This is a genomic window from Nocardioides sp. (assembly GCF_036503465.1).
In the GTDB taxonomy this organism is placed as follows: domain Bacteria; phylum Actinomycetota; class Actinomycetes; order Propionibacteriales; family Nocardioidaceae; genus Nocardioides.
The window spans coordinates 75603-87483 of the sequence record NZ_DASXWU010000074.1 but is presented as its reverse complement, the minus strand read 5'-3'; the positions used below and the strand labels follow the sequence as shown (position 1 = coordinate 87483).

Below are 11881 nucleotides of genomic sequence, written 5' to 3'. Positions count from 1 at the left end.
CGCGTTCATCCGGTCGAGGCTGCGGAACTCCTCACCCCTGCGCCAGCGGCCGACCTCCTCGGCTGCGACGCCCTCGACCAGCGAGCGGTAGCCGCGCAGGGCCTGGCCGTTGAACGCCGGCATCAGCAGCGCCCGAGCCCGCTGGTGCTCCGCGGAGTCCTGGAGGAGCAGGGAGTGCTCGCCCATGATCGGACCGAGGATGGCGTTGCCCTTGCCGGCATGGAAGACCTCGGGGTCGCCGGCGAAGATCTCCTTGGCCTGCTCGGGTCGGGTGAACAGCACCAGAGGACGGCCGCCCGGGAGGATGCGGACGGTGAACACGTCGCCGTACCGGCGCCACATCCGAGGCACGAACCAGTGCCGGAACCGCAGCAGGGCCGCCGACTGGAACCAGACCGGCCAGCGCGGCCCCGGCGGCAGGCCGCGGGTGTCGAACCGCGGAGCCGGCCCGCCTCCGAACGGTCTCATCCGCTCGAAGCGCCGGGCGGTGAGGTCGACGCGGCTGGGGGATTGGTGGTGGTCGAGCGAGGTCATGGGCGCCTCCGTTCCGCTCGCCATACTACGAGTACGTGAACGGGGCGGCGGGTGTGAGAGCCCTCACGACCGGCGCTGTCGGTCAGCCCAGAAAGTCAGCCCAGAAGTCAGCCCAGGAGTCCGTCGCGACGGGCGATGGCGGCCGCCTCGGTCCGACCGGCCGCGCCGAGCTTTCCCAGGATGTTGGACACGTGTACCGAGACCGTCTTGGTGGTGATGAACAGCTGGCGGCCGATCTCGCCGTTGCTCCGGCCCTCCGCAACCAGGGCGAGGATCTCGGACTCGCGCCGGGTCAGGGTCACCCGAGCCCGGGCCGGCGCTCCGGCCGGCGCCGAGGTGCGGCCCAACCGTCGGAGGAGCGGCCGGGTGCCCAGCTGCTCGGCCATGTCGAGGGCCGCCTTGGTGGCCGCCTCGGCGGCAGCCGGGTCGCCGGTGGCGGTCAGGATCTCGGCCAGCGTGGCCCGGACGGTGGCCAGCTCGTACGGCGCCGCGAACGCCTCGAACCGGGACTCGGTGTCGCGCCACGCATCGACCAGCTCCTGCTGGGTGGGCGGGTCGACGTCGGCCACCCAGCGCCAGCGGAGAAGCTCCGCCTCGACGCGGGACTCCCAGGCCCGGCTCTCGGGCCCCCAGGAGGTGCCGGTCTTCTCGTTGCGGCGCTGGAGCACTGCGTGGGCGTCGTCGACCAGGCCCGCGACCACCGCGGCGTCGGCGGCGCGCTCGGTCGCGCTCCGCCGTGCCGCTCCCTGGGCGAACGCGGACAGGGTGGTCGCGGCGAGCCGGACCCGGGCCTGGAACAGCGGGTGCCAGATGCTGGTCAGGGTGTCGGTGATCAGACGGTAGATCTCGGCCGCGGCGGCCTGGTCACCCGTCAGCTCGGCGGCCTCGAGCTCGGCCGCCCCGGCGGTGGTGGCGACCAGCCCCTCCTCGCGCCAGAAGGGCCTCAGCTCTCGGGCCAGCCGCTCGCCCTCGGGGTCGCCGCGGGCGACCAGGATCTGGGCGCGGGTGCCGGTCAGGAGTGCGTCGTAGATCGGCGGGGCGACCTCCTTGGAGAGGTCGAGCACGGCGAGTGCGTCGTCCCAGCGTGCCTGCAACCGCAGCGAGACGCCGTTCATCCAGCGAGCCTCGGCGGCGTAGGGGACCCACGGGGTGCCCTCGGCCCGGCCACGCGTGGTCGCGCGCTCGAACGCGGCGTCGGCCTCGTCGAACTCGGCGTTGTCGAGATGGTGCATCCCGAGCAGGAGCAGGGCGCGCAGCTCGGTGGTCGCGGCGCCGGCGTCGACGGCACCGGCGATCGCGGAGCGGAGAGCCTGGACGAGAGACTCGGACGGGCCGCCCTTCTTCTCCAGGCCCACCAGGGTGGTCCGGATGTCGCTGGCCAGGCGGGGCATGTCGAGGCGCTCGGCGAGGGCGAGGCCGGTCATGGCGGCCTCCTTCCCCTCCTTGTAGCGACCGGCGCGCGACAGCATGCGCGCGTGGACGGCGAGCACCTTGGCCCGGGCCGGCGTCGGGTGGTCGGCGACAAGCGCCACCGCGTTGGTGGTCAGATCGAGCGGGTCCTCCCGGGTCTCGGTCATCGCCAGCGAGCCCGCGAGGACACCGAGCAGCTGGCCGCGCACCTCGTCGTCGGCGTCGGACGGCAGGTGGTCGAGCTGCTCGCGGACGACGCCGAGCGCGCGCGCCGGGTGGCCAGCCGCGATCAGGGCGTCGGACACCAGGCCGACGAGCCGCGGGTAGTCGAGGTCGGCGTCGTCGGGCAGCCGGGTGTCGTGCCACAGGTCGAGCGCCTGGAGGTAGTGCTGGGCGGCCTCTTCCGCGCCACCCACCGCGCGGGCGTCGTCGCCGGCGCGCAGGCTGGCGGTGAGCGCGGTCGCGTAGTCCTTGGCCAGGCGGGCATGACGCGCCAGCTCGGCCGCGGTGCCGTTGGCCCGGCCGTCCTCCAGGGCCTTGGCGTACGCCGCGTGGAGCCCGGTGCGCTCACCGGGCAGGAGGTCGTCGTACACCGCCTCGGCGAGCAGGGCGTGGCGGAACTGGTAGAAGTCGTCGCTGCTCGGCACGAGCACGTGCCCCTCGACGGCCTCGCGAACGGCTGCGTCGAGCTCGGCCGGCTCGAGCCCGACCACCGCGCTGAGCGCGGCGTGCGAGACCCGGCGGCCGGCCACCGCGGCGGCGCGGACCACGGTGACCGCCGAGTCGTCGAGGTTCTCCAGGCGGACCAGGAGGAGCTCGGCGAGATCCTCCGGGATGCGGCCGGTGCGGGTGCGGGCGGCGCCGACGAGCTCCTCGACGAAGAACGCGTTGCCCTCGGACCTGCTGATGATGTCGCGCACCCGCTCCGCGGGGAGCGGGTCGGGGTGCAGCTGCTGGACGAGGCGGCGTACGTCGGCCTTGCCGAGAGGCCCCAGCTGGATGCGCTCGACGCCGCTCATCCGTGCCCACACCGTGACCTGGCGGCGGAGCGGGTGACGCCGGTGGAGGTCGTCGGAGCGGTAGGAGGCGATCAGGGCGACCGGAGCCTCGAAGCCGCGGCCGAACAGGAAGTTCATCAGGTCTCGGGTCGACTGGTCGGCCCAGTGGAGGTCCTCGACCACGAGCAGGACGGGTCGGCGAGCCCCCGCGGTCTCGGCGAGGGCGTGGACGGCGTCGAACAGGGCGGCTTGGTCGGCCGGGAGGGACTCGGGGTCGGTTGCCTGGCTCAACATCCGCTGACCGGGCAGCAGACGGAGCAGCGCGGGGTGGCGCTCGGCGACCGCGTCGAAGAGGTCGGGCAGCTCACGCGCGACGCGGCCGGTGATCTCTGAGAACGGGAGATAGGGGAGGGCGCTGTCGGCGAAGTCGAGACAGTGCCCGGCCTGGACCAGCCAGCCCTCGGCGACACTCCGGTCGCGGAGCTCGGTCAACAGGCGGGTCTTGCCGACGCCGGCGTCGCCGGCGAGGAGGACGGCGGAGCGGTCGGTGGCAGCCCCGGCCTCGGGAACAGAGATGCCGAGCGTGGAGCACAGCTGCTCCAGCTCGGCATCTCGTCCGACCAACTCCGATGGCATGTGGTCCATTCTGTCGAGGACCACCGACATCGACATCTCAGTTGATCCAGTTGTTCTCGTTGGTGGCCGCGCTCGGCCCGTCCGTCTCGAGGCGACGACGCCACTTGCGGTACCGGACCGGCTTGAGCTCAGCCCGCGCACGCTTGGCGCGGTACTGGTACTCCGGCTCGAGGAGGAACAAGTCGTTCATCTCTGCGATCCCTTCGTGTCTTGTGTCTGGCTGACATGAAGAGACTCGCTCCCTGAGGTAGATCGGGACATCGGCACCGTTCCCTATCTCTGCGGCGGCCCTACCTCAGAAGGGCCCGCCGGGCGCGTTCTGCCTACCTCAGACGGGCCGCGGTCTACCCGCCTGGGCGGGTAGACCGACGGGCGAATCAGACCGGGCGGCCGGCGATCCAGACCGCGGAGACGAGCGGTACCCCCGGCCGGTAGGCGAGATGGACGTGTGTGGGCGCGTCGAGGAGCACCAGATCGGCCTGCCTGCCGGGCGTCAGGACCCCGACATCGTCGCGGTCCAGGGCCGCCGCGCCGCCCGCCGTGGCGGCGTACACCGCCTCGGGCGGCGTCATCCGCATCTCCCGTACGGCGAGCGCGACGCACAGCGCCATCGAGCTGGTGAAGCACGAGCCCGGGTTGCAGTCGGAGGCGAGTGCGACCCGGACGCCGGCGTCGAGGAGCAGCCGCGCGTCCGGGTAGGGCTGCCGGGTCGAAAACTCCACCCCGGGCAGCAGGGTGGCGATGGTGCCCGAGCCGGTGAGCGCGGCGACGTCGTCGTCGGTCAGGTACGTGCAGTGGTCGACGGCGGTGAGGCCGAGCTCGCAGGCCAGCCGTACGCCGGGACCGGGCCCGAGCTGGTTGGCGTGGAGCCGTCCCCGGAGCCCGGCCGCGATCCCGGCCTCGAGGACGGTCCGGGACTGGTCGGCGTCGAAGGCGCCGGTCTCGCAGAACGCGTCGATCCAGCGAGCGTGGGGCGCGCAGGCCTCGAGCATCGGACCGGTGACGAGGGCGACGTACTCCTCGGGTGTGGTGCCCTCGGGGACGACGTGGGCGCCGAGGTACGTCGTCTCCTCGGTGAACTGCCGCGCCACCGCGAGGCTGCGCGCCTCGTCGTGGACGCTGAGGCCGTACCCGCTCTTGATCTCGACGGTCGTGGTGCCCTGGCGCCGCATCTCGCCGACCAGCCGGGCCACCTGGCTGGTCAGCTGCTCGTCGGTGGCGGAGCGGGTGGCGGCGACCGTCGTGCGGATGCCGCCGGCGGCGTACGGCTCCCCCGCCATCCGCGCTGCGAACTCCGCGGCGCGGTCGCCGGCGAAGACCAGGTGGGAGTGGGAGTCGACGAACCCCGGGATGACCGCGCGGCCGCCGGCATCGACCTGCTGGTCGGCCGCCGGCGCTTCCGCGGCAGACCCGACCCAGGCCACCGTCGAACCCTCGACGACCAGCGCTGCGTCCGGGACGAGACCGAGAAGGTCGTCGGCGTCGGGGTCGTTGGTGACCAGCTCGCCGATGTTGGTGATGACCGTGCTCGTCACGTCCAGGCCTTCCCGATCACGTCGTCCAGGTCGCGGCCGAGCTGGTCGCGGTCACCCTCGCGGAAGACGACCCGACCGTCGACGACGACCTGGGTGACGTCCTCGGCGGTCGCGGCGAACACCGCGGTCTGCTCGTCGGCGCCGGTGCCCGCCGTACGCACCCGGTCGGTGCCGATCGTGACCAGGTCGGCGCGACGCCCGACGGCGATCTCGCCCGCGTCCTCCCAGTGCAGCGAGTCGTGCCGGGTCGCGGCGGCCAGCAGCTCGGCGGCCGCCCAGTGCCCGCGCTGCTGGGTCGCGAGCCGTTCGTCGAGCTCGACGGCGCGCATCTCCTCGAACAGGTCGATCACGGCGTGACTGTCGCTGCCCAGGGTGAGCCGACCCCCCGCAGCGTCCAGCGCCCGGCTCGGCCCGATGCCGTCGCCGAGGTCGCGCTCGGTGGTCGGGCAGAAGCATGCGTGGGCCCGCGCCTGGCCGATCAGCCGGACGTCCTCGTCGGTGAGGTGCGTGGCGTGGACCAGGGTGTTGTGCTCCGTGAGGTGTCCGGCCTCGGCGAACACCCGGGTCGGCGTCATGCCATAGGCCGCCAGGCACTGCTCGTTCTCGGCCCTCTGCTCGGAGAGGTGGATGTGGAGCGGTGCGGACGTGTACCGCCGCATCTGGTCCAGCGGCACCGCCCGCACCGAGTGGTAGGCGCCCCCGATCCGGCAGTGGTCCGTCGGGTCCAGCTCGCTGACGCGGTCGACCCACGCGTCGACGTCGCCGTCGCTGAACCGCACCTGCGGTCCCTCCGGCGGCCTCCCGAAACCTGCACTCAGATAGCAGGTGTCGAGCAGGGTGATCCGCAGGCCGGCCCGCCGCGCGGCCTCGACCAGAGCGTGGCCCATCTCGTTCGGGTCGTCGTACGGCGTGCCGTCGGGCTGGTGGTGGAGGTAGTGGAACTCCCCCACGCTGGTGATCCCGGCCGCCACCATCTCGCGGTAGCTCACCGTCGCCAGCTCCAGGTAGGTCTCGGGGTCGAGCCGGGCCGCCACGTCGTACATCTGGTCGCGCCAGGTCCAGAACGTCCCCCGCCCCCGCTGGGTCCTCCCCCGGAGCGCCCGGTGGAACGCGTGGCTGTGGCAGTTCGCGAGCCCGGGGATGGTGAGGCCGGGGAGAGCGGCGGCTTCCCCGGTGGACCGGGGATCCCTGACGTTCTGGGCCGAAATATCACCCGCGAACGTCATGGATGGGCCGCGAACCTCCACCCGGGAGAACCGCCCGCCCTCGATCTCGACCAACACGTCGTCGTGGACCGCGCCCTCGACCCAGGCCCGTTCCAGGAGGTACGCCGTGGGGTCGCTCACGACGCGAGCCTCGCCAAGGTCTCGGCCAGCGCGTCGACGCCCGCCAGGCAGTCGGGCATCTCGGCGTGCTCGTCCGGCGAGTGGGAGACGCCGGTCGGGTTGCGGACGAAGAGCATGGCGCTCGGGATGGCCGCCGCAGAGAGGATTCCGGCGTCATGGCCGGCCTGGGTCGGCAGGACCGGCCAGTCGCCGGTCTCGTGGTCGGAGGCGATCCGCCGCGCCAGCTCGGCGTCGAAGTCGACCGCGCCTGAGACCGACTCGGCGGTCACGGCGAGGGTCGTCCCGTCCCGCTCGGCCCGCTCCTCCGCCTGCCGCGCGATGGTGGCGACCAGCTCGGCCAGCGCCTCGTCGGTCTCGGCCCGCGCGTCCATCCAGGCGGTCACCGACGACGGCACGGAGTTGGTGGAGTTGGGCTGTGTGTCGACCCGCCCGAACGTCGCCCGTTGACCCGCGACCCGCGCCTGCTTGTTGGCGGCGAGCGCGGTCATCGCGTAGGTCAACATCGGGTCACGGCGGTCCTCCATCCGCGTCGTCCCGGCGTGGTTGGGCTCGCCGGAGATCTCGAACCGGTAGCGCCCGTGCGGCCAGATCCGGCTCACCACACCGATCGCGTCGCCGCGGTCGACCAGGTCGCGACCCTGCTCCACGTGCAGCTCGACGAAGCAGGCGATGCGCTCGGATCCCAGCCAGGGCTGGGGATTCTCGGACTCGTGACCAGCAGAGGCCAGCGCCTCATCGAGCCGTACGCCGTCCCGGTCGCGCAAACCGCTGGCCCTCTCCCAGGTCGTGGCACCGGTCGCCAGCCGCGACCCGAGGCAGGCCAGCCCGAAGCGTGACCCCTCCTCCTCGACGAACACCGACACCCCGATCGGCCGGGCCGGCCGGAAGCCGCGCTCGCGCAGCACCTCGAGGGCGGCGAGCGCCGACACCACGCCCAGCGGCCCGTCGTACGCCCCGCCGTCCAGCACCGAGTCGAGGTGCGAGCCCGTCACCACCCCCGGCCCGGAGCCTCCGTCCCACCAGGCGATCCGGTTTCCGAAGCCGTCGGTCTCGAGCCGCAGCCCGCGCGCCACCGCCTGCTCGACGAACCAGGCGTCCAGCTCGCGCTCGGCGCTCCCGAAGGGCTGCCGGAAGTAGCCGCCACTCCGCTCCGCACGCCCGATCGGCGCTATGGTGCGCCACATGTCCTCGAAGTGATCAGGCACACTCACTCCCATGGAGTTCCAGGACGTCGTCCGCCGTCGCCGCATGATCAGGGAGTACGCCGACACCCCGGTGGACCCGGCCTTCATCGACCGTGCCCTGGCCAACGCCGTGCGGGCGCCCAGCGCCGGCTTCAGCCAGGGCTGGGCGTTCCTGGTGCTCGACCAGCCGGCGGACGTCGAGACGTTCTGGCAGGTGTCCACGTCGCCCGGCGAGCTGCCGGACAGCTGGCTCCGCGGCATGCAGACCGCGCCGGTGCTGATCATCCCGTGCTCGAGCAAGGCGACGTACCTCAACCGGTACGCCGAGCCCGACAAGGGCTGGACCGACCTCGACGAGGCGCGCTGGCCGGTGCCCTTCTGGCACATGGACGCCGCGATGGCGAGCCTGCTGATCCTGCTCACCGCCGTCGACGAGGGGCTCGGAGCATGCTTCTTCGGCATCGAGCCGGACTACGAGCGCGCTACGCGGGACGCGTTCGGCATCCCCGATGACTTCGACCCCGTCGGCGTCATCTCGCTCGGTCACCGGCTCCCGGACGAAGCGCCCAGCGGGTCGCCGACCAAGCGGCGGCGCAAGGACCTGGCCGACGTCGTGCACCACGGCCGCTGGTCGTCCTGACACGACCCCAGTCCATCGGTACGACGACACCGGGTCAACGCGCCATCCGGCGGGCACCGTCTCGGATCCGAGAGACCGCGCCACACCGTCCGCGCCGAGGCCGGCGGATGGGATGCTCGCCCGATGAGCGACAGCCCCGGCCAGCCCCTCTCCTTCCCGCGCCACCGCGCCCGCACCCGCAACTTCACGCTGGGCCGGCCGCGCAACGTCACCGTCGCCGACGACGGCTCGCGCGTGGTCTTCCTTCGCTCGGTCTCCGGCACCGACCCCGTCAACGCCCTGTGGGTGCTCGACGTCGAGCACGGGAAGGAACGGCAGGTCGCCGAACCCGCCACCCTCCTCACGACCGGGGATGACGACGTACCTCCCGAGGAGCGCGCCCGCCGCGAGCGGATGCGCGAGATCGCCGGCGGCATCGTCGGGTACGACGTGGACACCGGCGCGACCCAGGCCGTGTTCGCACTCGGCGGCCGTCTCTTCCGGGCCGATCTGGTGACCGGGGATGCTGTCGAGCTGCCCGTCGCCGGCCCCGTGATCGACCCACGGCTCGACCCGACCGGGTCCCGGGTGGGCTACGTCACCGGCAGCGCGCTGCATGTCGTGGAGAGCGACGGCTCCCAGGGTCGCCCCGTCATCGGCGAGGACTCCGACGACGTCACGTGGGGCGTGGCCGAGTTCGTCGCGGCCGAGGAGATGGACCGCTCCCGCGGCTACTGGTGGGCGCCCGACGGGCAGCAGCTCCTGGTCGCGCGCGTGGACGAGTCGCCCGTGCGCCGCTGGCACATCGCCGACCCCGCCCATCCCGAGCAGCCGGCCACGGAGACGCGCTACCCCACCGCGGGCACGCCCAACGCCGTCGTCACGGTAGCGATCGTCGGGCTCGACGGAGCTCGCGTCGACGTCGCGTGGGACGCCGACGCCCTTCCCTACCTCGCCACCGCCGGCTGGCCGGCCGATCGGCCGCCGTACGTCGTCGCCCAGAGCCGCGACCAGCGCACCGTGTGCCTGCTCGAGGTCGACCCCGGGTCCGGCGCGACCCGCGCGATCGCCGAGGAGACCAGCACGACCTGGGTCGACCTGCATCCCAGGCTTCCCGCGTGGCTGGCGGACGGCCGGCTGGTCGGGCTCGCCGAACACGAGGACACGACGACCCTGACCGTCGACGGCGAGGCCGCGACGCCGACCGGCCTCCAGGTGACCGCGGTGTCCGGGGTCGGCGACGACTGGGTGCTGCTCGAGGCCTCCGAGGAGCCGACCGAGCGCCACCTCTACCGCTGGTCCGCCTCCGCCGGCCTGGAACGGCTCACCACCGCGCCCGGGATGTACCGCGGCACCATCGGCGGCGACGTGGTCGCCGTCGAGACCGCGACCCTCGACGCGCCCGGCACGACCTGGACGATCTCCCGCGGCGGCACCGAGGTCGCGCGCCTCACGTCGTACGCCGACACCCCGTCGATCCGAGCCACTCCCCGACTGATCAGGACCGGGTCGCGCGAGCTCCGCACAGCCGTCGTCCTGCCCCGAGACGACGTGCGACCCGACGGTCCGCTGCCGGTGCTGATGGCACCGTACGGCGGGCCCCACTTCCGGATGGTGACGACGGCGCACAACCTCTACCTCGAGCCGCAGTGGTTCGCCGACCAGGGGTTCGCCGTCGTGATCGCGGACGGACGAGGGACCGGTGGACGCGGGCCCGCGTGGGACCGCGCCGTCCATCTCGACCTCGCCGGACCCGTCCTCGAGGACCAGGTCGACGCCCTCCGTGCGGCGGCCGAGCAGCTCCCGGGGGAGCTCGACCTCGGTCGCGTCGGCATCTCGGGCTGGTCCTTCGGGGGCTACCTGGCAGCCCTGGCGGTGCTCCGTCGTCCCGACGTCTTCCACGCCGCCGTGGCCGGGGCGCCGGTCACCGACTGGACGCTCTACGACACCCACTACACCGAGCGCTACCTCGGCGACCCCACTGCAGATCCCGACGTCTACCGCCGCAGCTCGCTGCTCGACGACGCGCCCGGCCTGCGCCGACCGCTGATGCTGATCCACGGACTCGCCGACGACAACGTGGCCGTGGCGCACACTCTCGGCCTCTCGTCGGCCCTGCTGGCCGCGGGCCGTCCGCACACCGTCCTCCCGCTCTCGGGCGTGACCCACATGGCCACGCAGGAGGCCGTGGCCGAGAACCTCCTGCTGCTCCAGGTCGAGTTCCTGCGTTCCGCACTGGCCGACCCCCAGGACCCGCCCGGCACGCCCGCATGACCGGCACGCCGGATCCGGCCGTGGCGAAGCTCCAGGCGCTGGTCCGCATCCCGACGGTCTCCGACCGCGACACCTCCCGCGTCGACACCACGGCCTTCGACCGGCTCCACGACGAGCTGCGCACGCAGTTCCCGTTGCTCCACGGGCGGCTCGAGCTCACCCGCGTCGGCAGCCACGGCCTCCTGTTCCGATGGCCCGGCCGGACCACCGAGCAGCCGGTCGTGCTGATGGCGCACCTCGACGTCGTACCGGTCGACGAGTCCGCCCCCTGGCAGCATCCTCCCTTCGCGGCCGAGATCGCCGACGGCGCGGTCTGGGGCCGCGGCACCCTCGACGACAAGGGGTGCGTCGCGGCGGTCTGCGAGGCCGTCGAGCGGCTGCTCGGGGCCGGGCACGAGCCGGCCCAGGACGTCTGGCTCTCCTTCGGCTGCGACGAGGAGGTGTCCGGCACCTCTGCCGTGGCCACCGTCGACGAGCTGGTACGCCGCGGCGTACGGCCGTGGCTCGTGCTCGATGAGGGCGGGGCCGTGGCCCACGAGGCGTTCCCCGGCGTGAGACGACCGGTCGCCGCCATCGGTGTGGCCGAGAAGGGCACCACCAGTGTCGAGCTGCGGGTCGAGGGCCGCGGCGGACACGCCTCGACGCCGGCCCGCAACGGCCCGGCCGCGCGCCTGGCGCGGGCGATCCTGCGCATCGACCGCTCACCGATGCCCGCCCGCGTCCCCGACACCACCGTCGACCTGATGCGCCGGCTCGCGCCGCACCTGCCGGCTCCCGCGCGACCTCTCATGGCCCGCGCGGACCGCATCCGGCCACTGCTGGCGAAGGCCCTCACCTCGGCGGGCCCCGAGTCCGCGGCGATGGCGCGCTCGACGTTCGCGACGACGACGCTTGAGGGCAGCCCCGCCCTCAACGTGATCGCCTCCTCGGCGACCGCAGGCGTCAATGTCCGCGTGATGCCCGGGGACACCGTCGACGAGGTGCTCGCACACCTCCGGAAGGTGATCGACGACCCGGGTGTCCGGATCGCGGTCGTCGAGCGCGGCGAGGCGAGTCGGGTCTCACCGGTCGACGAGGTCTTCGACCATCTCGCGAGTCTGGTCGCCGAGCACTTCCCGGACGCCGTCGTCGCGCCGTACGTCCCGAGCGGTGCGACAGACTCCCGGTACTTCACCCGGATCTGCGAGCACGTCTACCGGTTCGCGCCGTTCCGGATGAGCAAGGCCCAGCGCCGGGCTGTCCACTCCTACGACGAGCACCTCGACGTCGACGCCTTCCTGGCCGGCATCGACTGGTACCGGGCACTCATCGAGAGGCTGCCGGGTGGCGACTGAGGGGCGGCTCG

At 73.1% G+C, this 11881-nt stretch carries 9 protein-coding genes; 3 read left to right on the top strand and 6 right to left on the bottom strand.

Translation table 11 applies throughout. The annotated features are described in order from the left end of the window. The 6 genes from VGK78_RS13905 to VGK78_RS13880 form a co-directional block, all read right to left on the bottom strand. Window positions 1-534, bottom strand: a 534-nt coding sequence (locus VGK78_RS13905; protein ID WP_331528259.1) for a cytochrome P450, incomplete at its 3' end; no start/stop codon positions are given. Window positions 535-641: 107 nt separating this feature from the next. Beyond that, window positions 642-3578: a helix-turn-helix transcriptional regulator gene (locus VGK78_RS13900; protein ID WP_331528257.1), complete on the bottom strand. Its 2937-nt coding sequence runs from the start codon at window positions 3576-3578 to the stop codon at window positions 642-644. A gap of 37 nt (window positions 3579-3615) precedes the next feature. Beyond that, window positions 3616-3768, bottom strand: coding sequence for a hypothetical protein (locus VGK78_RS13895; RefSeq protein WP_331528256.1), 153 nt, complete (start codon window positions 3766-3768; stop codon window positions 3616-3618). Window positions 3769-3955: 187 nt separating this feature from the next. Further along, entirely contained in the window at window positions 3956-5113 is a 1158-nt protein-coding gene (gene hutI / locus VGK78_RS13890) for an imidazolonepropionase (protein ID WP_331528255.1), read from the bottom strand. Then, window positions 5110-6459 carry a formimidoylglutamate deiminase gene (locus tag VGK78_RS13885; protein WP_331528254.1) on the bottom strand — a complete coding sequence of 450 codons (1350 nt, stop codon included), beginning with the start codon at window positions 6457-6459 and terminating at the stop codon, window positions 5110-5112. Before VGK78_RS13885 ends, hutI begins: the two co-directional genes overlap by 4 nt. Next, on the bottom strand, window positions 6456-7664 hold the full coding sequence (locus VGK78_RS13880) for an allantoate amidohydrolase (RefSeq protein ID WP_331528253.1): 1209 nt from the start codon (window positions 7662-7664) through the stop codon (window positions 6456-6458). The genes VGK78_RS13885 and VGK78_RS13880 overlap by 4 nt, the downstream gene beginning before the upstream one ends. Window positions 7665-7674: 10 nt before the next feature. Here VGK78_RS13880 and VGK78_RS13875 point away from each other — a divergent pair, with 10 nt between their 5' ends. The 3 genes from VGK78_RS13875 (at window position 7675) to VGK78_RS13865 (ending at window position 11870) form a co-directional block, all read left to right on the top strand. Then, window positions 7675-8283: a nitroreductase family protein gene (locus VGK78_RS13875; protein ID WP_331528252.1), complete on the top strand. Its 609-nt coding sequence runs from the start codon at window positions 7675-7677 to the stop codon at window positions 8281-8283. A gap of 123 nt (window positions 8284-8406) precedes the next feature. Continuing rightward, window positions 8407-10536 (top strand): S9 family peptidase, encoded by a 2130-nt coding sequence (locus VGK78_RS13870; protein ID WP_331528251.1) that lies wholly within the window; start codon window positions 8407-8409, stop codon window positions 10534-10536. Next, window positions 10533-11870, top strand: a complete 1338-nt coding sequence (locus VGK78_RS13865; RefSeq protein ID WP_331528250.1) for a M20/M25/M40 family metallo-hydrolase — start codon at window positions 10533-10535, stop codon at window positions 11868-11870. The genes VGK78_RS13870 and VGK78_RS13865 overlap by 4 nt, the downstream gene beginning before the upstream one ends. The last annotated feature ends 11 nt before the right edge of the window (window positions 11871-11881 follow it).